The organism is Citrobacter sp. A316, assembly GCF_002042945.1.
Taxonomy (GTDB): Bacteria; Pseudomonadota; Gammaproteobacteria; order Enterobacterales; family Enterobacteriaceae; genus Citrobacter; species Citrobacter portucalensis.
The window spans coordinates 22910-49567 of record NZ_MVFZ01000018.1 but is presented as its reverse complement, the minus strand read 5'-3'; the positions used below and the strand labels follow the sequence as shown (position 1 = coordinate 49567).

Genomic DNA, 26658 nt, shown 5'->3' with positions numbered 1-26658 from the left:
TCATATACGTTCACGCCCCCCATGATAATGGGCGTTATTCCTATTTTACTCTTTATTTACAGCAATAAACCATCGTGGAGATTTTATTTTATAGAAGTATTCGCTGTCAGATTTTATCACCCTAATATGCGATATTATTATGATTCCTCACTCAGCCAGATGACGCCACTGGCTCGGCGTCATCCCGGTTTCCCGCGTAAATACCACCGAAAAGTAGTTACTGTCCTCAAAGCCGCAGCGCATGGAAATCTCACTGATCATCAACCGACTATGTTTGAGCAGATACTGCGCATGGCAAACCCGCACCTGGCGGAGATACTGGTTGATAGTCATCCCGGTCTGGCTGCGAAACTGCTGGCGCAAAACGCGCTCACTGCACCGTTCGCGCTCGCAAAACGTATCCAGTTCGAATGCATGCTCATGGCTACCAGCTAACGCGGTGATCAGTTTATCCAGCAGCGTTTCACTGGAGGTCGCCGGGAGCGTATCCGTGGCATAACGATGCCGCTTAAGGTGTGTCACCAGTTGCCCGAACAGCAGCTCAGCCATGGTAAAAGCCTGTGCATCACGCTGATTGCTTTCATGCTCAAGCTGGCTTATCACCTGTCGGGCCTGAGTCATGCCAACGCTGCCGAGTCGCCAGTGCGGCTGCCTCGGCGTACCGTCAAATCCAGGGATCGCCTCTTGCCAGTCAACATTCAGCGTCAACCGCTCCGGGCAGTAGATGATATTTTGCAGCACAAGGTCGTTAACGGAAGTGTAGGAGTGTTTATCTTCAGCGCGAATGTAAAACAGATCGCCACGGGTTATCCGGTACGGGCGATCGTTAAGGACATGTAGACCATTACCGCGCCAGACCATGACCAGCTCGCAAAACTCGTGGGTATGCTCAGCAAAGACATCCTGCGGATAGCGGTCAGCCACGGCGACAGCCTGCTGCTCATGCGCAAAGAAGTCTGATTTCAGAAGGATTAGCTGATTCGCCATCACATGACCTCAACCTGAATGCTTGCCGGATGCGCTGCGCTTATCCGGCCTACAGGGCATCCACGTAGGCCGGATAAAGCGTAGCCACCATCCGGCATTAAGGGGCATGATTATCTGAGATTCGGCGGTAAAAAACGTTGATAGCTTTCGCGTTACTGGAGGCTGCTTGCCACAACGAGATCGCGTCCCTGACGAATATCGCGTGGTGACCACTTGAACTCACGGCGAAAAAGCGTCGAAAAGTGGTTACTGTCGCCGAATCCGCAGAGATAAGCGATGTCTGTCACACTGTCATCACTGTGGCGAAGCAGATGCCGGGCCTTGATCAGCCGCAAGCGGTTAAGGTAGCGCTGTGGCGTCAATCCGGTTTGCTGTTTGAGCTGGCGATGCAGAGTGCGCAAAGAGAGGGAAAACTTCTCGGCCAGCGCCTCCCAATACACCTCGTCGGCAAAGTTATCTTCCAGCCAGGCCATCAGAAGGTTAAGCCGCGCATCGTTATCGGTCGCTGCTTCCATCAGGCTGCTTTTACGCAGCAGTACCAGCAGCTGCATAAACAGGATCTCGCGATTTGCCGCCGTTGGTGTATCCATCCCCTCACCGAGCGCTTCCATCTGCCCCACCAGTTGTCGAACCTGCTGCAACACGCCCTGATTCACCCGCCAGTGGGAGGGGTACTGCCCGTTCTGTTCCTGAGGTAAAAGCTGATTCAGTCCAGCCAGAAATTGAAACGCATCCGGGGAGCGATACAACACATTGGTCAGGCACAGATTGTCAGTATGTTCATATAAATGCCGGTCATGATCGCGAACGAAACACACCGTACCGCCGCTGATGGTGTAAGGCTGCCCGTTGAACACATGGATCCCCGTTCCATGTTCGACCACCACAATTTCATGAAAATCATGATGATGTTCTGGAAACGCAGGTTGAGGAAGCCGCGGTTCAATAGCCACTGGCGCTTTACCTGTCGGAAAAAAATCCACGCAATGCAATACCGTCATGATGACATCCTTCCCGATCAAATGAACATGGCTGAATAGTAATTAAGGGTTATCTCCCTCACCTTAAATTTTTGACGCCAAAGTGCGTAAACACGGTCAATTCTTCAAGAAACGGCGGGAAAGATCGGGAATTGCGGAAGACGTCACATCCGCTAAAACCGGTCCTATTAATAGAAATTGTGAACAACATCACGTTCACCTTTGCCATGTTGCCAGCCGCTAATTGTGCCTGTCACTGTCAAGAAGGTACGCGTTATCTGGGGTTCTTAGACTGAGTGCAATAAAACTCAGAAGGACCTCGCTATGACTTTTCGCCATTGTGTCGCAGTCGATCTCGGCGCATCCAGTGGGCGCGTAATGCTGGCGCGTTACGACAGTGAACACCGCTCTCTGACGCTGCGTGAAATCCACCGCTTCGTGAACTGCCTGCAAAAAACAGACGGTTTTGACACCTGGGACATCGACAGCCTGGAAAACGATATTCGTCTTGGCCTGAAAAAAGTCTGCGATGAAGGCATTCGGATAGACAGCATCGGCATTGATACCTGGGGCGTGGATTACGTTCTGATCGATAACGTCGGTCAACGTGTCGGTCTGCCGGTCTCTTACCGTGACAGCCGCACGACCGGCATTATGGCGCAGGCGATGGCGCAGCCGGGTAAAGGTGAAATTTACCGCCGTAGCGGCATTCAGTTTCTGCCCTTTAACACCCTGTATCAGCTACGTGCATTGGTTGAACAGCAGCCAGAACTGCTCCCGCAGGTGGCCCATGCCCTGCTGATCCCCGACTACTTCAGCTTTCGCCTGACCGGCAAAATGAACTGGGAATACACCAACGCCACCACCACCCAGCTAGTCAATATCAATACCGACGACTGGGATGACACACTGCTGGCGTGGACCGGGGCAGACAAAGCCTGGTTTGGTCGCCCGACGCATCCGGGGAACGTGATCGGCCACTGGATTTGCCCACAGAAAAACCAAATTCCGGTTGTCGCCGTCGCCAGTCATGACACGGCCAGCGCGGTCATCGCGTCGCCATTGGCCGATAAAAACAGCGCCTATCTCTCTTCCGGGACCTGGTCGCTGATGGGCTTTGAGAGCAGAACACCGTATACCAACGATGCGGCGCTGGCGGCGAATATCACCAACGAAGGCGGCGCGGAAGGACGCTACCGTGTCCTGAAAAATATCATGGGACTATGGCTGCTCCAGCGCGTGTTAAAAGAGCGTCAGATTACCGACCTGCCAACGCTTATCAGCCAAACGCAAGCGCTGCCGGCCTGCCAGTTCCTGATAAACCCGAACGACGATCGCTTTATCAATCCCGACGATATGAGTGCAGAAATTCAGGCGGCATGCCGTGAATCAGGCCAACCCGTTCCCCTGCAAAACGCCGAACTGGCGCGCTGTATCTTCGACAGCCTGGCGTTGCTGTACGCCGACATCCTGCAAGAACTGGCACAACTGCGTGGTGCAGCATTTAGCCAACTGCACATTGTCGGTGGCGGCTGCCAGAACACCTTACTGAACCAGCTGTGCGCGGATGCCTGCGGGATTCGCGTGATGTCCGGGCCGATTGAGGCATCCACACTCGGCAATATTGGCATCCAGCTGATGACGCTGGACGAGCTGAACAACGTCGATGATTTCCGTCAGGTGGTGCGCGCCAACTATGACCTGACCACATTTATTCCCAATCCTGAAAGTGAAATTGCCCGCTACCAGGCGCAGTTTCAATCACTACGACAGACAAAGGAGCTTTGCGCATGACCACTCAACTTGAACAAGCCTGGGAACTGGCAAAACTGCGCTTCGCCGCGGTAGGCATTGATGTCGAGGCGGCCTTACGCCAGCTCGATCGTTTGCCGGTCTCCATGCACTGCTGGCAGGGCGATGATGTCGCCGGTTTCGAAAACCCGGAAGGCTCGCTCACTGGCGGTATTCAGGCTACCGGTAACTATCCGGGTAAAGCGCGTAACGCCACCGAACTGCGGGCCGATCTGGAGCAGGCGCTGAGCCTGATCCCTGGTCCAAAACGTCTGAATTTGCACGCGATCTATCTGGAATCGGATACACCGGTTGCCCGCGACCAAATCAAACCCGAACACTTTAAAAACTGGGTAGAGTGGGCGAAAGCGAACCAGTTAGGGCTGGATTTCAACCCGTCCTGCTTCTCTCACCCGCTGAGCGCCGACGGCTTCACGCTGGCCCACGCCGATGACACCATTCGCCAGTTCTGGATCGATCACTGCAAAGCCAGCCGTCGCGTCTCGGCGTATTTTGGCGAGCAGTTGGGCACACCATCGGTGATGAACATCTGGATCCCGGATGGCATGAAAGACATCACTGTTGACCGTTTAGCACCGCGCCAGCGTCTGCTGGACGCACTGGACGAAGTGATCAGCGAGAAACTCGACCCGGCGCACCATATCGATGCCGTCGAAAGCAAGCTGTTTGGCATCGGTGCGGAAAGCTATACCGTGGGCTCTAACGAGTTCTACATGGGTTACGCCACCAGCCGCCAGACCGCGCTGTGTCTGGATGCGGGTCACTTCCATCCGACAGAAGTAATTTCCGACAAAATCTCCGCCGCCATGCTGTATGTACCGCGCCTGCTGTTGCACGTCAGCCGTCCGGTGCGCTGGGACAGCGATCACGTGGTGCTGCTGGATGATGAAACTCAGGCGATTGCCAGCGAGATCGTTCGCCACAACCTGTTTGACCGCGTACACATTGGCCTCGACTTCTTCGACGCCTCCATTAACCGCATCGCCGCGTGGGTGATCGGCACCCGCAATATGAAAAAAGCCCTGCTGCGCGCGCTGTTAGAACCCACTGAGCAACTGCGTCAGCTCGAAGCCAGCGGCGACTACACCGCACGCCTGGCCCTGCTGGAAGAGCAAAAATCGCTGCCGTGGCAGGCCGTCTGGGAGATGTATTGCCTGCGCCACGACACGCCTGCGGGCAGCCAGTGGCTGGATAGCGTGCGCGCTTATGAAAAAGAGATTTTGAGCAAACGTAGCTAACCGTGACGCCAGGCTTGTAGGCCGGATAAGACGCCCCGCGTCGCCATCCGGCAATAAATGAAACACGATTGCCGGGTGGCGCTTCGCTTATCCGGCCTACGTAAGACCCGATAACGTTCGGGCAATAAACAGGAACACCGAACATGCAAAAAATTACTACTTCCTGGTTCGTCCAGGGGATGATCAAAGCCACTTCTGATGCGTGGCTGAAAGGCTGGGACGAGCGTAACGGCGGCAACCTGACGCTGCGTCTTGATGAAGCAGATATCGCGCCATTTAGCGCCGATTTCCACGAAAAACCACGCTATATTGCGCTAAGCCAGCCGATGCCGCTGCTGGCAAACACGCCGTTTATCGTCACCGGTTCCGGTAAATTTTTCCGTAACGTCCAGCTCGATCCCGCGGCAAATTTGGGCGTGGTAAAAGTAGACAGCGACGGTGCGGGCTACCACATCCTCTGGGGCCTGACCCACGAGGCCGTACCGACCTCTGAACTGCCGGCTCACTTCCTCTCTCACTGCGAACGCATTAAAGCGACGAACGGTAAAGACCGCGTGATCATGCACTGCCATGCCACCAACCTGATCGCTCTGACCTACGTACTGGAAAACAACACAGCGCTGATTACCCGCAAGTTGTGGGAAGGCAGCACCGAGTGCCTGGTGGTGTTCCCGGATGGCGTTGGCATTCTGCCGTGGATGGTGCCGGGTACAGATGAAATCGGCCAGGCAACCGCCGAGGAAATGCAGAAACACTCGCTGGTACTGTGGCCGTTCCACGGCGTGTTCGGCAGCGGACCTACCCTCGACGAAGCGTTCGGTTTGATAGATACCGCAGAGAAATCTGCCGAAGTTTTAGTCAAAATCTTTTCGATGGGCGGTATGAAGCAGACCATCTCACGTGAAGAGCTGGTCGCACTTGGTAAACGTTTTGGTGTGACACCGCTGGCAAGCGCCATAGAGCTGTACTGATACCTCCCAACGCAACGCCGGATGCGGCTTCATCTTATCCGGCCTACAGGATTTTATTATTAAGGAGAATAGTGATGAGCTTTATGTTGGCACTACCAAAAATTAGCCTGCATGGCGCCGGCGCGATTGCCGATATGGTGAATCTCGTGGCGAATAAACAATGGGGCAAAGCGCTGATCGTCACCGATGGGCAACTGGTGAAACTGGGCCTGCTGGATAGCCTGTTTGCCGCGCTGGATAAACATCAAATGTCTTACCACCTGTTTGATGAAGTATTCCCGAACCCGACAGAAGAGCTAGTGCAGCAAGGTTTTGCGGCCTATCAGAACGCAGAATGTGACTACATCATCGCCTTCGGTGGCGGCAGCCCGATCGATACCGCCAAAGCGGTGAAAATCCTGACAGCCAACCCTGGTCCTTCTACCGCTTATTCCGGCGTGGGCAAAGTGAAAAATGCGGGCGTCCCGCTGGTCGCCATCAATACTACCGCCGGTACGGCAGCAGAGATGACCAGCAACGCGGTCATTATCGACTCAGCCCGTAAGGTCAAAGAGGTGATCATCGACCCGAATATCATCCCGGATATCGCCGTGGATGATGCCAGCGTCATGCTGGAAATCCCGGCCTCCGTAACCGCCGCAACCGGTATGGACGCCCTGACCCACGCGGTGGAAGCCTATGTTTCCGTTGGCGCGCATCCGCTCACCGACGCTAACGCGCTGGAAGCGATTCGCCTGATCAACCTGTGGCTACCAAAAGCGGTCGACGACGGTCATAACCTCGAAGCTCGTGAGCAAATGGCGTTTGGTCAGTACCTGGCGGGGATGGCATTCAACAGCGCCGGTCTGGGTCTGGTGCATGCGCTGGCTCACCAGCCGGGCGCAACCCATAATCTGCCGCACGGCGTCTGCAACGCCATCCTGCTGCCGGTAATCGAAAACTTTAACCGCCCGAACGCCGTGGCGCGCTTTGCCCGCGTGGCGCAGGCGATGGGCGTCGATACCCGTGACAAGAGCGATGAAGCGGCAAGTATGGAGGCCATCAACGCAATTCGTGCACTCAGCAAGCGTGTCGGTATTCCTGCGGGCTTTAGCTCCCTTGGCGTGACGAAAGAGGATATTGAAGGCTGGCTGGATAAAGCGTTGGCCGATCCGTGTGCGCCGTGCAACCCGCGCACCGCCAGCCGCGACGAGGTCCGCGAGCTGTATCTGGAGGCGTTATGATCCGCAAAGCCTTTGTGATGCAGGTGAATGCCGACGCGCACGTTGAATACCAGCGCCGTCATAATCCCATCTGGCCAGAACTGGAAGCGGTGCTGAAAGAGCACGGCGCCCATCACTACGCGATTTATCTCGATCAGGCGCGCAATCTGCTGTTCGCCACCGTTGAGATTGAGTCCGAAGAACGCTGGAATGCCGTTGCCAGCACCGACGTTTGCCAACGTTGGTGGAAGCATATGCGTGACGTAATGCCAGCAAACCCGGACAACAGCCCGGTTAGCGCAGAGCTAAAAGAAGTGTTTTATTTGCAGTAGTCTTGTAGGCCGGATAAGGCGCTAACGCGCCGCATCCGGTACAACGCAACAAAACCGTTAGTTTTGCTCAGAAACCAGAATCGCCTGGGTGTCAGGCTCCAGCGCTTTAAAAATATGCGCCCGATCGGCGGGGTAACAAATATAGTCCCCCTCGCCTAACTCCTCCGGCGCTTCCGTCAATCCTACCATTGCCTTACCCTGCGTCACGATGATGTGTTCAACCGATCCCGGAGGATGCGGCTGTGAAATCCGATCCGCGCCCGGCTGCGTCAGCAGCAGATAGATATCCCGCCGCGCCCCCGGTGGACAGGCGGCCAGTAAAATGGCCTGATAGTGGGCCTGTTCAGCCACCACTTTTGTCCCTTCGCCACGGCGAATCACCTGCGTTTTTTGTTCCTGCGGCTCCAGCAGGCGAGCAAAGGGAATATCTAACGCCACACACAGCGACCAGAGCGTTTCCAGGCTAGGATTGCCATTGCCCGCTTCCAATTGCGAGAGTGTCGATTTTGCAATCCCTGCGCGACGGGCAATCTCTGCCAATGACAAACCGGTGCGCTGACGTTCACGCACAAGGCTTTTCGCGATCATACTGATGGGCTGGGTCATTCACGACTCCATGTTCTTTATATCGAACGAATCGTTCGACTTGTAATATTAACTGGTCGCGTTCATTATAATGGAAATTCGTTCGATATGGCTAAAACGGTATGAAACATTATTTTTCCAGTCTCAAAGGCGACACGATAAAAGCAATATTTTTAGTCTGTCTGGCCGTCGGCGTAGTCGGCATGTCATACGGCTCGCTGGCGATGGCCTACGGCTTCCCGCTGTGGGTACCGTTTGTGCTTTCGATTACGGTACTGGCGGGTGCGTCCGAGTTTATGTTTATCGGCATCGTCGCCAGCGGCGGTAACCCACTGGCGGCTGCGGCTGCCGGTTTACTGGTCAACGCCCGACACGTGCCGTTTGGCGTCACGGTGCGCGATCTGGTGGGCTCCCGGGCTGCGAGTTTCCTCGGCTGTCATATCATGAACGACGAAAGCGTAGTCTTTGGCCTGTCGCAAAAAACGCCCGAACAACGTAAAGCCGCCTTCTGGCTGTGCGGTCTGGGCGTCGCGATTTTCTGGCCTGTTGGCACACTGATCGGCGCGGGTGTCGGCAAACTGCTCCCCGCCCCGGAAACCATCGGTCTGGATGCCGTCTTCCCTGCAATTTTATTAGCCTTAGTGGTCCCGGCCTTTAAAAACCGCACCACGCTGATTCGCGCCTGTAGCGGTGCCGGGTTGTCGCTTGCCGCCATCCCCTTTGCGCCGGTCGGTTTACCGGTTCTGCTTTCACTGTTTGGCTTACTGACGAGGAAAAAATAATGGGCAACATGACGCTGTTTATCGTCGGTATCGCCATGTTATCTCTGGGAACGTATTTAATGCGTTTAGGAGGAGCGAAGCTTGGGAGTCGTTTAGCGTTCTCGGAACGCTCGCAGGCTCTGCTTTCCGACGCCGCAACGGTATTATTGTTCTCCGTTGCGCTGGCGACCACCTTTTACGAAGGCGAACACTTCGCTGGCATGGCGCGCGTGCTGGGCGTGGCTTTTGCGGTATTTCTCGCCTGGCGCAAGCTGCCGCTAATCGTGGTGATCGTCGCTGCCGCAGTGGTGACCGCATTGCTGCGAATGGCGGGCATAAACTAAAAAAGCGCCTCATGGGCGCTCTTTCGACAGTACTAAGGTATCTTATTTCAGCAGTTCGGCGGTCATGTGCACGCGGTTACCGGTGTATGCCTGAGTGATTTTGTAATCGCTGGCGCCCGCACGTTCAGCCTGAGCGGCGATTTTTGCTTCAGCGCTTTCCAGCGTAGAACCAGTTGCGGTAACTGTCTGAGCAGCGAAAGAACCGAAAGAAGTAGCCAGAGCGATAACTGCGACAAAAGTTTTGATGCTTTTCATGATATAAACCCTTTAACTTAGTTGTTTGAGTAAGGCACCGTGCCTTGATGTGATAAATAATAGCCATCTCATCACACAACTGAAAGCGGAAGGATTTGCCAGTCTTATTCAAATTATTTGAGAGATAAGATGTCACGTAATCAGGAACCACAATGGCTTGCTGGCAGCCGTAGAAAAACGCAACCAGCGGGGAGTTGGTTACTTCGTCAGGGTGAACCACAAAGTAAAATTCATCTTTTACATCATGGTGTGGCTCGTGCGGTTTATCACGCGGACAACGGCGTTGAAAGGGTTAAAGAGTTCTACTTTGCCGGGGAATACTGCTTTCTGTACCTGAACTGGCTAACTAACACGCCTGCCGATTACAGTCTGCAAATGATCGCCGCTGGAGAAACCACTGAAATCCCCCTGGCTTTGCTGGATGCGCCGGAAAATCAGGATATTAAGACCCAGCTACTGGTCCAGCAATTGATCTACAAAGAGAAAAAAGAGCAAATGCTGCTGCTCAATACCCCAGAGCAACGCTACCAGTACGTACAAACGCACTTCCCGGACTGGGAGTCACAGCTCACCCAGCGCGATCTCGCCAACTATATCGGCATTACCCCCGTTAGCCTGTCCCGCATTCGCCAGCGTCTTAACAAAGGTTAACGCCTTACGGTGATGCGTCGATTATTGTCCCGTCACTCTTTAATAGATGGCGACCACAATGAACGCATTTCTTCTCTCTCAGATGCTGGCTGGCATCAGCTTCTTACTGGATATTTCCGCTTTTCATTTTCAACGCCGGGCTATCACTTTAACGCTGCTCACTAGCTCTACTTCTCTGTTAGCTATCCATTTCTATCTTTTGGATCAACACGCTGCGGCTGGGTTAATGATCATTGCCGCATGCCGCTATGCGACGGCCATCGTCACGTTTCACCGCTGGGTGATGTGGGGATTTATGCTAGGATCGCTGCTGTGTAGCGTTTATCTTTGGCAGAATCTGACGAGTATTTTGCCGCTGATGGGAAGCCTGCTGATGACCTTTGCGTCATTTCAAAAACGCAGCGGAAAATTACGGGGATACACTCTGTGCGGCAGCCTGTGTTGGCTGCTGAACAATGTGATTGTTGGCTCGCCAGTTGCCGTAATCATGGAACTGGCGTTTTCAGGCAGTATTCTGGCTGCCTGGTGGCGTCACAGCGCGACCAGACGTTGCGGATGCGTATAGATCGTCGCCCTGCCCGGTTTGCAAAAACCCACCAGCGTCAGGTTACAACGTTCGGCAACTTCCACGGCGAGCGTTGTCGCCGCAGAAACAGCAAACAAGATCTCCACACCGCACATCGCCGACTTCTGCACCATCTCATAACTGGCGCGGCTGGAGACTAATACCGCGCCCTGTTGCCAAGTTTCTCCTTCAATCGCGCGTCGTCCCAGCAATTTATCCAACGCAACATGACGTCCAACATCTTCATGCCCGCCCGCCAGATGACCTGACGGCTTTACCCAGGCAGCTGCGTGCGTGCAACCTGTCAGTTGCCCTACAGGTTGAAAATCATTGAGATGTCGTAAAGCATGATCGAGATTCGCCAGATCGAATGTCTGGGTAAACGGCAGCGGCTGGACCGGCTTGCCAATGTCATTGAGCTGCTCCACGCCACAAACGCCGCAGCCGGTGCGTCCGGCCAGCGCGCGACGGCGCTCCTTCAGCCCCATAAAGCGACGGCTGGACAGCTCAACCTGCACTTCCAATCCATTGCAGGAAGGCACCACGTCCATTCCATAGATATCCTGCGGGGACTCAATAATGCCTTCAGAAAGTGAAAAACCCATCGCGAAGTGCGCAAGATCTTTCGGTGATGCCATCATCACCACGTGCGAAATCCCGTTGTATACCAGCGCAACAGGCACTTCTTCAGCTACCTCATCAGGCTGAGGATGTTGCAAATCCTCGCGTTTCCAGAGGGTCAACTGGCGAGATCCTGTCGAAGATGTCACATTCTTGATGTTTTCTTGAATAATCTTATTCACTTTCTTTTAACCATATTGGAACACGCATACCAACATTGTGGTATTCTTTACAAATCCCTCCTGGACGGAGGGAAATTCACCCAATTCTGGACCTTTGCGGTCCCGTCCGCAAAGAAAAATAACAACCACTTCCCTCGCGATCGCGTTAAAGAAAAGCGAAGGGAACGTGACAATGTCGAAACAAGGAGCGAACCATGCAGGTCAGCAGAAGACAGTTCTTTAAGATCTGTGCTGGCGGTATGGCAGGCACCACGGCAGCGGCACTGGGCTTTGCACCCGGCGTAGCGCTCGCGGAAACACGGCAATATAAATTGCTGCGCACCCGCGAAACCCGTAACACCTGCACTTACTGTTCCGTTGGCTGTGGACTGTTAATGTACAGCCTCGGTGACGGCGCAAAAAACGCCAAAGCATCCATCTTCCATATCGAAGGGGACCCGGATCACCCGGTGAACCGTGGCGCGCTGTGCCCGAAAGGGGCAGGACTTGTGGACTTCATCCACTCCGAAAGCCGCCTGAAATTTCCGGAATATCGCGCACCAGGCTCAGATAAGTGGCAACAGATTAGCTGGGATGAGGCATTTGACCGCATCGCTAAGCTGATGAAAGAAGACCGCGACGCTAACTACGTTGCACAAAACGCTGAAGGCGTAACCGTTAACCGCTGGCTTTCCACCGGGATGCTGTGTGCTTCCGCTTCCAGTAACGAAACCGGCTATCTAACGCAAAAATTCTCCCGCGCGCTCGGTATGCTCGCGGTCGACAACCAGGCACGCGTCTGACACGGACCAACGGTAGCAAGTCTTGCTCCAACATTTGGTCGCGGTGCGATGACCAACCACTGGGTCGACATTAAAAACGCCAACCTCGTTGTGGTGATGGGCGGTAACGCCGCTGAAGCTCACCCTGTCGGATTCCGCTGGGCGATGGAAGCCAAAATTCACAACGGTGCGAAGCTGATTGTTATCGATCCACGCTTTACGCGAACCGCTGCGGTGGCTGACTTCTATGCTCCGATTCGTTCCGGTACTGACATTGCTTTCCTGTCAGGCGTTTTGCTGTACCTGCTGAACAACGAAAAATTCAACCGCGAATACACTGAGGCCTACACCAACGCCAGCCTGATCGTGCGTGAGGATTACGGTTTCGAAGATGGCCTGTTCACCGGCTACGACGCGGACAAACGCAAGTATGACAAAACCAGCTGGAACTACGAGCTGGATGAAAAAGGCTTCGCCAAACGCGATGTCACCCTTCAACACCCGCGCTGCGTGTGGAACCTGCTGAAACAGCACGTCTCCCGCTACACGCCGGACGTCGTAGAAAACATCTGTGGTACGCCAAAGGCCGACTTCCTGAAGGTCTGTGAGTACATCGCAGAAACCAGCGCCAAAGATAAAACCGCGTCGTTCCTGTACGCCCTGGGCTGGACGCAACACTCCGTGGGTGCGCAGAACATCCGTACCATGGCGATGATCCAGTTGCTGCTTGGCAACATGGGGATGGCAGGTGGGGGCGTAAACGCCCTGCGCGGTCACTCCAACATTCAGGGTCTGACCGACTTAGGCCTGCTGTCACAAAGCCTGCCAGGCTATATGACGCTGCCAAGCGAGAAACAGACTGACCTGCAAACTTACCTTGCTGCCAACACGCCAAAGCCGTTGCTGGAAGGTCAGGTGAACTACTGGGGCAACTACCCGAAATTCTTCGTTTCCATGATGAAAGCCTTCTTTGGCGATAAAGCAACAGCGGAAAACAGCTGGGGCTTCGACTGGCTGCCGAAGTGGGATAAAGGGTACGACGTCCTGCAGTACTTCGAGATGATGAACCAGGGCAAAGTGAATGGCTATATCTGCCAGGGCTTTAACCCGGTCGCGTCATTCCCGAATAAAAACAAAGTTGTGGCTTCACTGTCCAAACTGAAGTTCCTGGTCACTATCGACCCGCTCAACACCGAGACCTCCACCTTCTGGCAGAACCACGGTGAGTCGAATGATGTTGACCCGTCGAAAATCCAGACCGAAGTATTCCGTCTGCCGTCCACCTGCTTCGCCGAAGAGAACGGTTCTATCGTTAACTCCGGTCGCTGGCTGCAGTGGCACTGGAAAGGCGCGGATGCCCCGGGGATTGCCGTTACCGATGGCGAAATCCTCGCCGGTATCTTCCTGCGTCTGCGCAAGATGTATGCCGAGCAAGGTGGCGCGAACCCGGAACAGGTGCTGAACATGACCTGGAACTACTCCACCCCGCACGAACCGGCTTCGGAAGAAGTGGCGATGGAGAGTAACGGTAAAGCGCTGGCCGACATTACCGACCCGGCAACCGGTGCGGTTATCGTCAAGAAAGGCCAACAGCTTAGCTCGTTCGCCCAACTGCGTGACGACGGCACGACTTCCAGCGGCTGCTGGATTTTTGCCGGTAGCTGGACGCCGGAAGGCAACCAGATGGCACGTCGCGATAACGCCGATCCGTCAGGTCTTGGCAATACGCTGGGCTGGGCATGGGCGTGGCCGCTCAACCGACGCATTCTGTATAACCGCGCCTCCGCTGACCCGCAGGGGAATCCGTGGGATCCAAAACGCCAGATCCTGAAATGGGATGGGGCGAAGTGGAGCGGGATGGATATTCCGGACTACAGTGCCGCCGCACCTGGCAGCAACGTTGGGCCGTTCATCATGCAGCCGGAAGGGATGGGACGCCTGTTTGCTATCGATAAGATGGCGGAAGGTCCATTCCCGGAACACTACGAGCCGTTTGAAACGCCGCTGGGGACTAACCCGCTGCACCCGAACGTTATCTCTAACCCTGCCGCGCGCATCTTTAAAGGTGACGCGGAAGCACTGGGTAAAGCAGATAAGTTCCCGTACGTCGGTACGACCTACCGTCTGACTGAGCACTTCCACTACTGGACCAAGCATGCACTGCTGAATGCCATCGCTCAGCCGGAACAGTTTGTGGAAATTGGCGAGAAGCTGGCGAATAAGCTCGGTATCTCCCACGGCGATACCGTCAAAGTCTCTTCTAACCGCGGCTACATTAAGGCCAAGGCGGTGGTGACCAAACGTATTCGCACGCTGAAGGCCAACGGTCAGGATATCGACACTATCGGTATTCCAATTCACTGGGGCTACGAAGGTGTGGCGAAAAAAGGCTTTATCGCTAACACGTTAACGCCATTCGTCGGTGATGCGAACACGCAGACGCCGGAATTTAAGTCCTTCCTCGTGAACGTGGAAAAGGTGTAACGGAGACGACCTATGGCTTATCAATCACAAGACATCATTCGTCGTTCCGCCACTAACGGTTTCACACCCGCGCCTCAGGCGCGGGACCATCAGGAAGAAGTGGCGAAGCTTATCGACGTCACCACCTGTATCGGCTGTAAAGCGTGTCAGGTGGCGTGTTCTGAATGGAACGACATCCGTGATGAAGTGGGCAACAACGTTGGGGTGTACGACAACCCGGCTGATTTGACCGCGAAATCCTGGACGGTGATGCGCTTCTCAGAAGTGGAACAGAACGACAAACTAGAGTGGCTTATCCGCAAGGATGGCTGTATGCACTGCGCCGATCCGGGCTGTCTGAAGGCGTGCCCGGCTGAAGGTGCAATCATTCAGTATGCCAACGGTATCGTCGACTTCCAGTCTGAGCAGTGCATCGGCTGTGGGTACTGCATCGCGGGCTGCCCGTTCGACGTACCGCGCCTCAATCCGGAAGACAACCGCGTCTACAAATGTACGCTGTGCGTTGACCGTGTGGTGGTCGGGCAAGAACCGGCCTGCGTGAAAACCTGCCCAACCGGCGCCATTCATTTCGGCACCAAAGAGTCGATGAAAACGCTGGCCGGCGAGCGCGTGTCGGAGCTGAAAACGCGTGGTTACGACAACGCGGGTCTGTACGATCCGGCAGGCGTTGGCGGTACGCACGTAATGTACGTATTACACCATGCCGACAAGCCGAATCTGTATCACGGTCTGCCGGAGAACCCGGAAATCAGCGCTACCGTGAAATTCTGGAAAGGCATCTGGAAACCTCTCGCAGCCGTCGGCTTTGCAGCGACATTTGCGGCCAGTATCTTCCACTACGTCGGTGTCGGCCCGAACCGTGCGGAAGAGGAAGAAGACAACCTGCATGAAGAAAAAGACGAGGTGCGCAAATGAAACGACGTGACACCATCGTGCGCTACACGGCGCCGGAACGCATCAACCACTGGATCACCGCCTTCTGCTTCATTTTGGCAGCGGTGAGCGGGATGGGCTTTCTCTTCCCGTCCTTTAACTGGCTGATGCACATCATGGGCACTCCGCAACTGGCGCGAATTGTGCACCCGTTTGTCGGCGTGATCATGTTTGCCTCGTTTATCATCATGTTTTTCCGTTACTGGCACCACAATCTAATCAATCGGGATGATATCTTTTGGGCGAAGAATATTCGTAAGATTGTCGTCAACGAGGAAGTAGGTGACACGGGACGTTATAACTTCGGCCAGAAATGCGTATTCTGGGCGGCGATTATCTTCCTGGTCCTGTTGCTAGTGAGCGGAGTGGTCATCTGGCGTCCGTATTTTGCGCCTGCTTTCTCAATCCCGGTGATCCGATTCGCGTTAATGCTGCATTCATTTGCCGCAGTAGCGTTAATTGTGGTTATCATGGTGCACATTTACGCCGCCCTTTGGGTGAAAGGCACCATTACCGCGATGGTGGAAGGATGGGTTACCAGTTCATGGGCGAAGAAACATCACCCGCGCTGGTACCGTGAAGTCCGCCAGAAACAGGAAAAATCATCTGAATGAGTATTCGCATAATCCCGCAAGATGAGCTGGAGAAGAGCGAGAAACGCACGGCGGATATGATTCCGCCGTTATTATTCCCCAGGCTCAAAAATTTGTATAACCGCCGTGCTGAGCGCCTGCGCGAGCTGGCCGAGAACAACCCGCTGGGCGACTACCTGCGCTTTGCCGCACTGATCGCCCACGCGCAGGAAGTTGTGCTGTACGACCATCCGCTGCAGATGGATCTGACCGCTCGCATCAAAGAAGCGAACGATCAGGGCAAACCGCCGCTGGATATCCACGTTCTGCCACGCGACAAGCACTGGCAAAAACTGCTGCAGTCGTTAATTGCTGAGCTGAAGCCAGAAATGAGCGGCCCTGCGCTTGCCGTGATCGAAAATCTGGAAAAAGCTTCAGAGCAGGAGCTGGAGCTGATGGCCAGCGCGCTGTTTGCCTCTGATTTCGCCTCCGTCAGCAGCGATAAAGCGCCGTTCATTTGGGCTGCCCTGTCGCTCTACTGGGCGCAGATGGCAAGCCTGATCCCCGGCAAAGCCCGTGCGGAATACGGTGAGCAGCGTCAGTACTGCCCGGTGTGTGGTTCAATGCCGGTCTCCAGCATGGTGCAAATCGGTACTACTCAGGGGCTGCGCTATCTGCACTGCAACCTCTGCGAAACCGAGTGGCACGTGGTGCGTGTGAAGTGCAGCAACTGCGAGCAAAGCCGTGATTTGAACTACTGGTCGCTGGATAACGAACAAGCGGCAATTAAAGCTGAAAGCTGCGGCGACTGTGGGACTTACCTGAAGATTCTCTATCAGGAAAAAGACCCTAAAGTTGAAGCCGTGGCTGACGATCTCGCTTCACTGATGCTGGACGCGCACATGGAGCAAGAGGGCTTTGCCCGAAGCTCCATCAACCCGTTCCTGTTCCCGGGTGAAGGGGAGTAAGTTTTAAGATCCTCCCCCGGCAATTGAACCAGACTGCCGGGGATTATCTTAGCGCCTGAATGACATGTTTTGGATCATTGGCAATGGCACGTAACAACGCTTTTGCTGGACCGGTCGGTGAACGACGCCCCTGCTCCCAATTTCGCAACGTATCTACGCTTACCGATATCAAATCTGCGAAACGAGTCTGGGATAATCCTGAAGACTGGCGGATTTCCTTTATTTTCATGGCGTCAATATGAAAGGTGCGAGAAGGCTGCCGCGTTCCTTCAGCGATCTCATTCATCTGAATCATACTTTGAGTTAATCGCTCAAATAGTGCCTTATCCATTTACCACCCCTCATTCAACATACGCAGCAGCACTTTTTCTTGTGGAGTCAGATCATCCTTGATCCCTTTCTGATAAATCAGCAGCAATCGAATTTGTGATTTTCTGATTTGATGAAAGTAGATAATCCTCACACCGCTACGTTTTCCTTTCCCTCGCGCTCTCCAGCGAACCTTTCTCAGGCCCCCTGTATCTTGTATCAGATCGCCACAATCAGGCTGAATCGCAAGGAATATCTGTAATCTACGGTATTCATCATCATCCAGTAATTTTTTGACGTCTTCAGTGAAGATTTCCGTTTCTATGAATAGCATTTTTAGTACGCCATTGGACTATATTAATAGAAATTAACTATACGTCAATGGCGTATAGTACATTTTCCTTACAATACAGAATTCAAACAGCAGAAACCAATGACGGTATTTAATCTGCGAGCAGCTTTCCAGAACCATAACCCCCCCCATTTTTCCCATTTTCATTCTTAGTTATCCAGGTTATAAACCTGTATATCCATACAGATAAGGGGATGTGAAAATGGCACTGGAAAGCGGGATTGCACAGCTGGTTGAGGCATTTATCGCGGCGGGACGCCCTTCTTCGCGTGAGCAGAATATTGATGACCGGAGAGCAGGCTATATCGCCAGCACGGTCCTGGCCGGAGACACTGAAACCCGCGTACAGGTTGAAGATATTGAACTCGATGCCATGATGTTTCGCGTTGTTTCGCCGCGGGGCAGCACGGGAAATCTCCCCTGCGTTATCTATTATCACGGTGGCTGCTTTGTCAGCGGTGGATTTGCCACACATGATAACCAGTTAAGGCAACTCGCCTGGTACAGCGGCTGTCGGGTCATTGCGGTGCAGTATCGCCTCGCACCAGAGCACATCTTCCCGGCAGCACATAACGATGCTGAAACCGGGGCCAACATTATCTGGAAGTATGCCCAGAAACTGGGAGTAGACCGGGACAACATTACGCTTGCTGGCGACAGCGCGGGTGGACACTTGACGCTGGTTACCGCACTACGCCTGAAAGCTACCAGGCAATGGCAACCTGCGCAGCTTATGCTGATCTACCCGATGCTGGACGCAACCGCCAGCTTTGCGAGCTATGTCCACAATGGACAGGATTACATTATCACCCGCGACACGCTGCTGTCGGGCTACGAGATGTATATGCCGCAAACCGATCCACTGCATCCCGAAGCCAGCCCGCTCTGGCGTGAAGACTTCAACGGTTTACCGCCCACACACATCATTACAGCTGAATTCGACCCATTGCGAGATGAGGGTGAGGCCCTGTATCAAAAGTTCCAGGAACAGGGCGTGGAGTGCACTTGCCAACGCTATCTCGGCGTTATCCACGGATTTTTCCAGCTAGCAGGAGTGAGTCAGGCGGCACGAAACGTTATGCGGGATGTTGCCTGGCGCGTCATAAATCCTGAAGCAGGAAGACATGCTTAATTAATGTTTTGTTTTCATCTTGAAAACTTGATTGCTTTGCATTATTTTGTTTTCAGGTTGAAAACCTTGTAATGGAACTACACCGTGCATGTTATCAGCCGAAAACCATTCAATGAGGCGATGCTCATGTATCCAAACCATGAGCTTGCTCTTGCTGACTTGCTGAATGTTCTGGAGAAAAAGACATTCACCAGGCCTGAGGAGATGAAGCAGTACATACATTCACTGGATAATTTTAAGTACAGAGATAAATGGTGGGTGATTGATGTTTCTGGCAACAGCCTGAGACTCATTTCCTACATAGATTTCAGGTCACATAAGATATTTGTGAAACATATCGTTTCCCATGCCGAATATGACAAACTGACAGCATATTATCGGGGTAATAAAGAATGAGAACTCATCGTCAGATGGATGCAACCAGCGCAAAAAAGATCGTAGATACCTTCAGCGATGCGGTAAAAACCATCCCACTGTTGGGGGAAGACCAAAATGACACTGAGTATCGCAGGGCACTAGCGCTAGTGGAGTTTCTGGTCGACCAGAACGATCTCGAAAACCCACTATTTGAATTGCTCTGTGCCCGGATCAGTGAATATGAAAAACATGCGCCGGAATTCAAAGCACTCAACCAACACCTGGAGAAAACTCCCTCTGGCGTTTCAGTATTGCGAACGCTCATGGATCAATATGGTCTCAAAGCAGCAGATCTTGCCAACGAACTTGGTTCAAAATCGAACGTCAGCAACATCTTAAATGGTCGCAGAGCCCTGACTGTAAGTCACATTAAAGCACTTGCTGAACGCTTTAACCTTCCGGCGGACGCTTTCATTGAGTAGATGATTACATCCTCTGACCTACTCTTCCTCGTTCCCGCCTTCTTCATATGCGCCAAACGGTTTTGCGGGTAGCACAATGTAGGTACCTTCAAACACCACGCCCGGCGTGTCATCGCCAAACACCCCAACCTGCATCTGAACGCGCGCCTTGCGACCTCTTGCCAGACGGTCCAGGTCACCGCTCAGCGAGCCCAGATCGGCGATAGCGGTAGGTTTCCCGGTGATCGGCCTGCTGTATCGGATATGTGCGTCGGCAAGGATTATCGTCCCGCCCAGATGACGCTCACGCAGCATCAGCCAGATAAGTCCCCAGCCCGTTAGCGTCGCCAGGGAAAACAGACTCCCGGCAAACAGAGTATGGTGCGGGTTCTGATTGCCCGTCTCGGGCATCGTGGTGATAAACTTCTGCCCGGTATATTGCTGAATGCGCACACCCATTTTCTCACTCAATGGAATATGTTCGTACCAGGCTTGCTGTAGCTGTCCGCACCAGTCCCCGCGATGGAGAATATCGTCCAGCGTCGCAATAGGCTTAATCATCAAAAAGTGACGCACCGGCGTGGTTTGCGGCGTGGTGATTTCTCCCTGGCTCACAAATCCCAGTTTGGCGAAAAATTCGACCGCATCTTCACGGGCACTACAGGTTACGCGTTTGACTCCTTCCTGACGCGCCACAGACTCCAGGGTCATCGCCATCAGCGTGCCCAACCCTTTCTCCTGCACGGAAGGGTCAACGGCCATAAAGCGTATGGAGGCTTCGTTATCCGCATTGATATACAGTCGGCCAACTGCGACCAGATTTCCCTCTTCGTCCACCACCATCTGGTGATGCGCCATCGCATCCCAGGCATCCCGTTCGGAGCCTTTAGGCTGGTGCAAAGGTTTACGCAGCATCTCCCAGCGAAACTGGTAGTAACGCTCCAATTCTTCTTCTGTTTGCGGTACTCGAAGGTGATACATAGTCGTATTCTCTCTTGTTGTCCGCGGCCACACCGGTAGCTGGTTCATACTTGTAACCAGAACGTCACGGGGCCATCATTAACCAGTGAAACCTGCATATCCGCAGCGAATCGGCCGGTTTGCGTATTCATTTCTTGTTGGCGGCAACGCTCAACAAAGTACTCATACAGCGCTTCAGCGCGATCGGGAGCAGCCCCTTTTGAAAACCCCGGGCGCATGCCGCGTTCGGTATCTGCCGCTAGCGTGAACTGTGAAACCACCAGTACACTCCCCCCTGACTGCTGCACGTTAAGGTTCATTTTGCCTTCGGCATCGCTAAAGATTCGATAGCCGAGTACGCGCTCGCACAGGCGGTTCGCTTTCTGTTCGTCATCATCCCTTTCGACACCTAACAGGACCAAAAGTCCTGGGCCAATTTCACCCGTCACCTCGCCCTCCACGGTGACGCTGGCACGGGTTACGCGCTGAATTAATGCAATCATGGTTGCTCTGCTTCTTCTTTTTCTGCGGCTTGTTTAAGTTTGCGGTATTCCCCGAGAGTGACAGTTATTTCCGCGCCTAGCAAGACGATACACCAGGTCCAGTATACCCAGACGAATAAAATGGGGATCACCGCCAGAACACCATAAATGAGCTGATAAGACGGGAACATCGTGATATAGAGCGCAAATCCTTTCTTTCCGGTTTCGAACAACACCGCGGCCACAAAGGCACCGATAACCGCATCACGGTTAGGTACACGCGTAGTCGGTACGATGCTGTAAAGCAGCCAAAACGAGAGCCAGGAAAGCACCAGCGGGAAAATACGCAGAACGTTATCAATCACCGTGTTGAGATCGCTGGCCCAGCGCAATGACAACAGATAAGAGCTGATCGCCAGACTGGCCCCCGCCAACAGCGGCCCCAACGTTAAAATCATCCAGTAAACGGCGAAAGAGTAAACTTTAGGCCGGGTACGCTTGCTGCGCCAGATAGTATTCAGGGCGTTATCAATGGAATACATCAGTAATAACGCTGTCACAATCAGCCCACACGCCCCAACGGCCGTCATTTTGTTCGAGTTGGCGACGAACTGTTCGATATAACGCTGAATGACATCTCCCGTCGCCGGGATAAAGTTTGCGAAAATGAAATGACGTAGCTGGACACTGACGTCAGAAAACATCGGAAATGCGGCGAAAAGAGCAAAAACTACGGCAATAAGCGGCACTAATGAGAGCAATGAGACATAGGCAAGATTCCCTGCCAGCGTCGTCATGTTGTCCTCATCAATCCGCTGCCATAGTAGCTTAAGCCAGGCCCGAACAGGACGCGTATGGTGCCTGGCTTGTTGCTGAACATTTTTTAGCATAGCAACTTCGCGAAATAGTCCGGAATGGTCGTTTTATCGACAACCTGGATGCTGGTAATCCCTAACCGATTAGCCCCTTCAATATTATCGGCGTTGTCGTCAAAAAAGACCGCCTCATGCGCAGAAAAACCTTCAGACTGCAGGACATGCTGGTAAATCCGCGCTTCCGGTTTACGCATGCCCAGATCCTGGGAAAGGTAAATATGGTCAGCAGCCTGACGGATTTCGGGGTATTCGTCCGGCCAAAACGTCGTATGCAGACGGTTAGTATTCGACAAGACGACCACCCGATGTCCCTGCTCACGCAGCTTTTGCATGACGTCGATGACTTCAGGACGCAAGGCAACAAAAACGGCCTGCCAGCCATGGGAGAACTGCTCATAGCTTAACGGTAGCGCCATGTCATGACATATCGCCTCGGCAAAGGCTTCATCCGTTATTTCACCTCGCTCGTGCTGGTGAAAAGCCTCTCCCATGGTGAAACTTTGCTTTAACGAAGCCAACGGTACACGGCTCAGATCGCTCCAAGTACCTAACACGCGATTGAAGTCGATATCGACAATCACATTACCCAAATCAAAGATATAGAGCATGCCCTTCTCCTTATTCGCCGTGGATGAATAACTGTAGCGGGAAAGGAGAAGTTTGACTATGCGTCCCTATCGGGATTATTGGCTAAGCCATCAGAATTCCTGTGTAAATTGCCAGCGCGACTCAATCACCAACGGAAGACCTGCACTGACAAACTGCGGTGTCCTATTTATCGCATTTGGCGCCTGAGTAAGCGGATTGACACATGTTGCGTCGGGCTGTTTGTCAAAGATAACCAGACTTTGCGCACTCGATGTCATCGTCATACTTAGCTTACCAGGCCACTGTAATCTGACATTGAGACCATCATTAAAACCAAAGCAGTCATCCCATGGACCTGATTGTGGAGGGATTTTATTACCGGTTGGTAACTCATTACTCCCAGCTTCTTCCTGCCAGTCGGCCTTAAAACGTACCAGTAATTCATCTTCTTCATTCTGCGGGCCCAGTTGTTTTGCAAACCAGGGGTGCCATCCAGCAGATGCCGGAAAAGTTTCAGACATGGTGTGAATTTCCAGTCGCAGAATTAACGCATCGTCTTCAAGAGTCAACGTCTGCAGGACCTCTCCTTGCCAGGGCCAAGGAGCGCCTAGTGGCATGCGCAGTTTCAAGGTATCCGCTTTATGTTCGATAATTTCCCATGATGAATAACAGGCCATACCATGTAGAGCATGAGGCGGTTTGTTAGCAGGTAATACGTACTGTTTCTCCCCCACGGTCAATGTTGCATCGCCAAGGCGGCCTGCCCAAGGAACCATAGGAAAGCAGCCATACTGAAATGCTTTACGCTGTGGCTCCCATTGACGCAACACTTCAAAACCAAACGCCTGAAGCGAGGTGATTCTGGCACCATCGCGCGGAAAAATTTGCAGACGTAGATGTCCTTTTTCCAGAAAAATAGGTTGACCGATCGGTCCCGGCCAGGCGGTATCAAAAGCACGTTGTAATGCTTGGTAATGCTCAGTATTCAATTCATTGTTCATGTTATCGCTCTCTGATATTTCGGTAAGAAGTTAAATGTTATTAGCGTCATTTTTATTGTCTGAATGTGGCTCGATAAGCCAGACGCAAATGAATGAAAGTATTGAGATAACAAACAGAAACAGTGCTACATACCACGGTTTCCCGCCTCCCAGCGCCAACAAGCTGGAGGCAATTAGCGGGCTTAACCCACCCAGAATTGCTGAGAACTGATAGGCAAATGAAAGACCTGTATAGCGCACTCGTGTTCCGAACATACGGGTAAATAAGGTGGGCTGTACTGCAAACATCATCGTTGGCCCCAGGTTATAGCCAAGGATCATGCAGCACCAGATGATAAGTGTGCTTTTCGTATCCAGCAGCAGGAAGAATGGGAATGCAAAAAGGATGCAAAAACCAGCGCCAAATAAATACATCTTCCGTTGTCCAACGCGGTCAGAGATCCAACCAATTAATGGACAACACACAATGCCAATTGCTGAGGCGATTAGCATGCCGTTGAGTGGAATATCCCTTGATAATGCCAACTGGCTGGCAATATAGACAATACCAAAGGCATTAATGATGTTCGACGAAACGCTCTCCGCCAGCCTGGCCCCTAGCGCCAACAGAATATTACGTGGATGCTTACGGAAAAGTTCAATCAACGGTGGTGCTGATTGCTCCTGTGAGACAGCTGTTTTTTGTTTTTTAAAATCCAGTGTTTCCTCAGTATGTAACCGTATGAACATCCCAACAATTAACATGATGGCAGATAGCCAAAAAGGGATACGCCATCCCCAGGCCAGAAACTCTTCCTGGGTCAGGAAGTGATTGCATAATGCAAACACCCCTGTCGCCAGCATAATCCCAACTGAGGCTGCCGTTTGTGGGAGCGAACCTAAAAACCCGCGCTTCGCCTCAGGCGCAGATTCAATAGTCATCAATGCAGCCCCGCCATATTCCCCACCCAGACCGAACCCCTGCACCAAGCGCAGAACCATCAATATAATCGGGGCCCAGATGCCAATATCCTGGTAAGTTGGAATGAAACCGATTAAAAACGTTGAGGAACCAACTATCGCTAACGTCCAAATCAACGTTATTTTGCGACCGGCTTTATCGCCAAAGTGGCCAAAAACAATGCCTCCTAGCGGACGTGATAGAAAACCCACACCAAAGGTCGCGAATGCGGCAATTAAACCAATAAAAGGATCGCTATCAGGGAAAAACAGGGGAGCAAAAACTAGCCCTGCTGCCGTTCCGAAAATAAAAAAATCGTACCATTCCAACAACGCGCCAGCGAAACTGCCCATGACAACGCGTCTCATGGCTTTGCCGGATAGCTCTTTCCCTGGTACATGTTCTATTTCAGCCATAATTTTCCTCTCCGGGTCGGCGAGAAATCTGCGTAATAAAATCACTAAAAAAGCGGCGGATTTATACGAAAAAGCGCGTCGACATGTTGCGACGCGCTTGCTTGTTATTTATCCAGTTCAGCCAGTACCTCAGCGTCTTCAGCGTCAACGTTTGCACCAAGTGGTTCCCACTTAATCAACACGCATGTCAGGAAGCCGAGAAAAGGAACAATTGCCAGCCAATAGAACGCTTCTGTCTTTAATGCACCCCACAACATAGGCCAGAAAATAAGTCCGGCAATCGCCCCAGTACGCATAATTGCACGAGCAAATCCTACGCCTGTCGGGCGAATAGATGGCGGGTAAGAAAGTGTGGCAATGGTCATACCCAGGCCGCCCGGGCCCGCTGAATGGAAGAAAATGATTGCGCCCAACAAACCTAAAGAAAGCCATGGGTTGGTGGTTGCTAATGCACCTAAAGCCAGTAATGCAACCGTTACGACGGCGAAACCATACATCGACTGAAGGCGAGTTCCCAAACGCTGGAGGATAAGTGAACCAATCAGTCCACCTGTAATGCCACACAAGGCATTTACTACCGCAGAACCGCTAAGTGCCCCGGTTAATCCACCGCTCAGTATTCCCGCCAAAGTCAGCGGTAAATAAACGCCCACGGCGTTATATTGCCAGGCTTGCATCGTCGCCACAACGCAGCCGAGAATGGTACGTTTGCGATAACGCGAGTTAAATAAAATCCCATAGCCGCCATGAAACTTACTTTCTGTTTTTTCAGTAGAAAAATCATCGCTATTTGGTTTGGCAGCAACGCGAGCATGAACACCATAGCGTTTAGCAAGAATATCGCAGGCTTTATCATAACGTCCGACTCGTGCGGCCCACATTGCAGACTCACCGATGAAGAAATAACGCAGAATCATGATAATGACGGCAAAAATAGCACCAATGAAAATACCATAGCGCCATAATTGCTCTTCCGCGATACCCGACAACAACAGTGGAAGCAGCACAAGATAGACGACCGTAGTTGATACATACCAGGCCATTTGCCAGAGGTTAACCGACGAACCAGTTTTCTTAGATGTTGAGCCGCGTAACTCTGCCACCGCATTTGTTGCCAGCGGAAAATCGATACCCAAGCCAAATCCCATGATCACGCGACACACCAGCACCCACCAGATGTTCGGGGCTATCGCGACAGCTGCAGCACCTATTGTGCACAGGCCCATTCCGATGATAAATGCACGCTTTTGACCAAAGCGGTTAATCACACGGTTCGCCAGTAATCCACCAATCAGGGCGGCGACTAAAACAGAGGCGTTAACCGTCGCCGCCAGCCCTGGTGAAATACCAAATTGCAATGCGATATATTTATTACCAAAACCCACCATCGCCGCCTGATAGGCATCAATTAGAATGCCACCAAGAGCGATAAAAATGACGCCCACACTGGTGTTTACTGCTGAATGTTTATTAACAATATCAATCACGTCTTGGGGACGACCGATCGAGTAAGGTGTAGGACTGGTGATGTGACTCATCGCAGCATCCTTTTTCATTGTTGTAGGATGGCGCTACCCTTAA

30 protein-coding genes are annotated in these 26658 nt (G+C 52.8%); 16 read left to right on the top strand and 14 right to left on the bottom strand.

Going from position 1 to position 26658, the window contains the following annotated elements:
- Positions 1 to 147 precede the first annotated feature (147 nt).
- Both rhaR and rhaS read right to left on the bottom strand, forming a co-directional pair.
- Positions 148 to 987, bottom strand: a complete 840-nt coding sequence (gene rhaR, locus BZK41_RS20080) for an HTH-type transcriptional activator RhaR (protein WP_079939311.1) — start codon at positions 985 to 987, stop codon at positions 148 to 150.
- A gap of 152 nt (positions 988 to 1139) precedes the next feature.
- Positions 1140 to 1988, bottom strand: coding sequence for an HTH-type transcriptional activator RhaS (rhaS, locus tag BZK41_RS20075; protein WP_079939310.1), 849 nt, complete (start codon positions 1986 to 1988; stop codon positions 1140 to 1142).
- 303 nt (positions 1989 to 2291) lie between these two features.
- Here rhaS and rhaB point away from each other — a divergent pair, with 303 nt between their 5' ends.
- From rhaB to rhaM, 5 genes are all read left to right on the top strand, one after another.
- Positions 2292 to 3761 (top strand): rhamnulokinase, encoded by a 1470-nt coding sequence (gene rhaB / locus BZK41_RS20065; RefSeq protein ID WP_079939309.1) that lies wholly within the window; start codon positions 2292 to 2294, stop codon positions 3759 to 3761.
- Positions 3758 to 5017, top strand: a complete 1260-nt coding sequence (gene rhaA / locus BZK41_RS20060; RefSeq protein WP_079939308.1) for an L-rhamnose isomerase — start codon at positions 3758 to 3760, stop codon at positions 5015 to 5017. The genes rhaB and rhaA overlap by 4 nt, the downstream gene beginning before the upstream one ends.
- A 143-nt stretch (positions 5018 to 5160) precedes the next feature.
- Entirely contained in the window at positions 5161 to 5988 is an 828-nt protein-coding gene (gene rhaD / locus BZK41_RS20055; RefSeq protein ID WP_079939307.1) for a rhamnulose-1-phosphate aldolase, read from the top strand.
- A 74-nt stretch (positions 5989 to 6062) separates the two neighbouring features.
- Positions 6063 to 7211 carry a lactaldehyde reductase gene (gene fucO / locus BZK41_RS20050; protein ID WP_079939306.1) on the top strand — a complete coding sequence of 383 codons (1149 nt, stop codon included), beginning with the start codon at positions 6063 to 6065 and terminating at the stop codon, positions 7209 to 7211.
- Positions 7208 to 7522, top strand: a complete 315-nt coding sequence (gene rhaM / locus BZK41_RS20045) for an L-rhamnose mutarotase (RefSeq protein WP_003825253.1) — start codon at positions 7208 to 7210, stop codon at positions 7520 to 7522. The genes fucO and rhaM overlap by 4 nt, the downstream gene beginning before the upstream one ends.
- Positions 7523 to 7579: 57 nt before the next feature.
- Here rhaM and BZK41_RS20040 read toward each other — a convergent pair whose 3' ends face one another.
- Positions 7580 to 8128, bottom strand: coding sequence for an XRE family transcriptional regulator (locus BZK41_RS20040; protein WP_003825255.1), 549 nt, complete (start codon positions 8126 to 8128; stop codon positions 7580 to 7582).
- 101 nt (positions 8129 to 8229) lie between these two features.
- On the opposite strand from BZK41_RS20040, the gene BZK41_RS20035 reads away from it, so the two are divergent.
- Positions 8230 to 8889: an AzlC family ABC transporter permease gene (locus BZK41_RS20035; protein WP_003825259.1), complete on the top strand. Its 660-nt coding sequence runs from the start codon at positions 8230 to 8232 to the stop codon at positions 8887 to 8889.
- Complete coding sequence (locus BZK41_RS20030; protein ID WP_079939305.1) at positions 8889 to 9212, top strand: AzlD domain-containing protein; 324 nt, start codon at positions 8889 to 8891, stop codon at positions 9210 to 9212. Before BZK41_RS20035 ends, BZK41_RS20030 begins: the two co-directional genes overlap by 1 nt.
- Positions 9213 to 9254: 42 nt before the next feature.
- On the opposite strand, the gene BZK41_RS20025 is transcribed toward BZK41_RS20030, so the two are convergent.
- Positions 9255 to 9467, bottom strand: coding sequence for a DUF1471 domain-containing protein (locus BZK41_RS20025; protein WP_003825262.1), 213 nt, complete (start codon positions 9465 to 9467; stop codon positions 9255 to 9257).
- Positions 9468 to 9596: 129 nt separating this feature from the next.
- Between BZK41_RS20025 and BZK41_RS20020 the strand changes: the two genes are divergently transcribed.
- Positions 9597 to 10118, top strand: coding sequence for a Crp/Fnr family transcriptional regulator (locus BZK41_RS20020; protein ID WP_079939304.1), 522 nt, complete (start codon positions 9597 to 9599; stop codon positions 10116 to 10118).
- 58 nt (positions 10119 to 10176) lie between these two features.
- Entirely contained in the window at positions 10177 to 10683 is a 507-nt protein-coding gene (locus BZK41_RS20015; protein ID WP_079939303.1) for a YgjV family protein, read from the top strand.
- On the opposite strand, the gene fdhD is transcribed toward BZK41_RS20015, so the two are convergent.
- A complete protein-coding gene (gene fdhD / locus BZK41_RS20010; protein ID WP_079939302.1) occupies positions 10650 to 11486 on the bottom strand; it encodes a formate dehydrogenase accessory sulfurtransferase FdhD in 837 nt (278 codons plus the stop codon). The two genes, BZK41_RS20015 and fdhD, sit on opposite strands and share 34 nt — an antisense overlap.
- 194 nt (positions 11487 to 11680) lie before the next feature.
- Here fdhD and fdnG point away from each other — a divergent pair, with 194 nt between their 5' ends.
- Genes fdnG through fdhE form a run of 4 tightly spaced genes read left to right on the top strand, consistent with a single transcriptional unit; the run spans position 11681 to position 17204 of the window.
- Complete coding sequence (fdnG, locus tag BZK41_RS20000; protein ID WP_139762636.1) at positions 11681 to 14731, top strand: formate dehydrogenase-N subunit alpha; 3051 nt, start codon at positions 11681 to 11683, stop codon at positions 14729 to 14731.
- 12 nt (positions 14732 to 14743) lie between these two features.
- Entirely contained in the window at positions 14744 to 15646 is a 903-nt protein-coding gene (gene fdoH / locus BZK41_RS19995; protein ID WP_079939300.1) for a formate dehydrogenase O subunit beta, read from the top strand.
- Positions 15643 to 16278: a formate dehydrogenase cytochrome b556 subunit gene (gene fdoI, locus BZK41_RS19990; RefSeq protein WP_003028686.1), complete on the top strand. Its 636-nt coding sequence runs from the start codon at positions 15643 to 15645 to the stop codon at positions 16276 to 16278. Before fdoH ends, fdoI begins: the two co-directional genes overlap by 4 nt.
- Positions 16275 to 17204 carry a formate dehydrogenase accessory protein FdhE gene (gene fdhE / locus BZK41_RS19985; RefSeq protein ID WP_003028685.1) on the top strand — a complete coding sequence of 310 codons (930 nt, stop codon included), beginning with the start codon at positions 16275 to 16277 and terminating at the stop codon, positions 17202 to 17204. The genes fdoI and fdhE overlap by 4 nt, the downstream gene beginning before the upstream one ends.
- A gap of 43 nt (positions 17205 to 17247) precedes the next feature.
- Here fdhE and nadS read toward each other — a convergent pair whose 3' ends face one another.
- Positions 17248 to 17535, bottom strand: coding sequence for a NadS family protein (nadS, locus tag BZK41_RS19980; RefSeq protein WP_079939299.1), 288 nt, complete (start codon positions 17533 to 17535; stop codon positions 17248 to 17250).
- Entirely contained in the window at positions 17536 to 17847 is a 312-nt protein-coding gene (locus BZK41_RS19975) for a toxin HigB-2 (protein ID WP_079939298.1), read from the bottom strand. It abuts the gene before it with no gap.
- Positions 17848 to 18067: 220 nt separating this feature from the next.
- Between BZK41_RS19975 and BZK41_RS19970 the strand changes: the two genes are divergently transcribed.
- The 3 genes from BZK41_RS19970 (at position 18068) to BZK41_RS19960 (ending at position 19836) form a co-directional block, all read left to right on the top strand.
- On the top strand, positions 18068 to 18997 hold the full coding sequence (locus tag BZK41_RS19970; protein ID WP_079939297.1) for an alpha/beta hydrolase: 930 nt from the start codon (positions 18068 to 18070) through the stop codon (positions 18995 to 18997).
- A gap of 84 nt (positions 18998 to 19081) precedes the next feature.
- Positions 19082 to 19393, top strand: a complete 312-nt coding sequence (locus BZK41_RS19965; protein ID WP_079939296.1) for a type II toxin-antitoxin system HigB family toxin — start codon at positions 19082 to 19084, stop codon at positions 19391 to 19393.
- Positions 19390 to 19836 (top strand): helix-turn-helix domain-containing protein, encoded by a 447-nt coding sequence (locus tag BZK41_RS19960; RefSeq protein WP_079939295.1) that lies wholly within the window; start codon positions 19390 to 19392, stop codon positions 19834 to 19836. Before BZK41_RS19965 ends, BZK41_RS19960 begins: the two co-directional genes overlap by 4 nt.
- A gap of 18 nt (positions 19837 to 19854) precedes the next feature.
- On the opposite strand, the gene fabY is transcribed toward BZK41_RS19960, so the two are convergent.
- From fabY to BZK41_RS19925, 7 genes are all read right to left on the bottom strand, one after another.
- Entirely contained in the window at positions 19855 to 20796 is a 942-nt protein-coding gene (gene fabY, locus BZK41_RS19955) for a fatty acid biosynthesis protein FabY (protein WP_003825286.1), read from the bottom strand.
- Positions 20797 to 20840: 44 nt separating this feature from the next.
- Complete coding sequence (gene dtd, locus BZK41_RS19950) at positions 20841 to 21278, bottom strand: D-aminoacyl-tRNA deacylase (protein WP_003825289.1); 438 nt, start codon at positions 21276 to 21278, stop codon at positions 20841 to 20843.
- Complete coding sequence (locus tag BZK41_RS19945) at positions 21275 to 22147, bottom strand: virulence factor BrkB family protein (protein ID WP_079939294.1); 873 nt, start codon at positions 22145 to 22147, stop codon at positions 21275 to 21277. The genes dtd and BZK41_RS19945 overlap by 4 nt, the downstream gene beginning before the upstream one ends.
- Positions 22141 to 22740: a glucose-1-phosphatase gene (gene yihX / locus BZK41_RS19940; protein ID WP_003825293.1), complete on the bottom strand. Its 600-nt coding sequence runs from the start codon at positions 22738 to 22740 to the stop codon at positions 22141 to 22143. Before yihX ends, BZK41_RS19945 begins: the two co-directional genes overlap by 7 nt.
- A gap of 90 nt (positions 22741 to 22830) precedes the next feature.
- Entirely contained in the window at positions 22831 to 23721 is an 891-nt protein-coding gene (locus BZK41_RS19935) for an aldose epimerase (RefSeq protein ID WP_079939293.1), read from the bottom strand.
- A 30-nt stretch (positions 23722 to 23751) separates the two neighbouring features.
- Positions 23752 to 25077, bottom strand: coding sequence for an MFS transporter (locus BZK41_RS19930; RefSeq protein WP_079939292.1), 1326 nt, complete (start codon positions 25075 to 25077; stop codon positions 23752 to 23754).
- A 104-nt stretch (positions 25078 to 25181) separates the two neighbouring features.
- Positions 25182 to 26615 carry an MFS transporter gene (locus tag BZK41_RS19925; RefSeq protein ID WP_079939291.1) on the bottom strand — a complete coding sequence of 478 codons (1434 nt, stop codon included), beginning with the start codon at positions 26613 to 26615 and terminating at the stop codon, positions 25182 to 25184.
- Between the last annotated feature and the right edge of the window lie 43 nt (positions 26616 to 26658).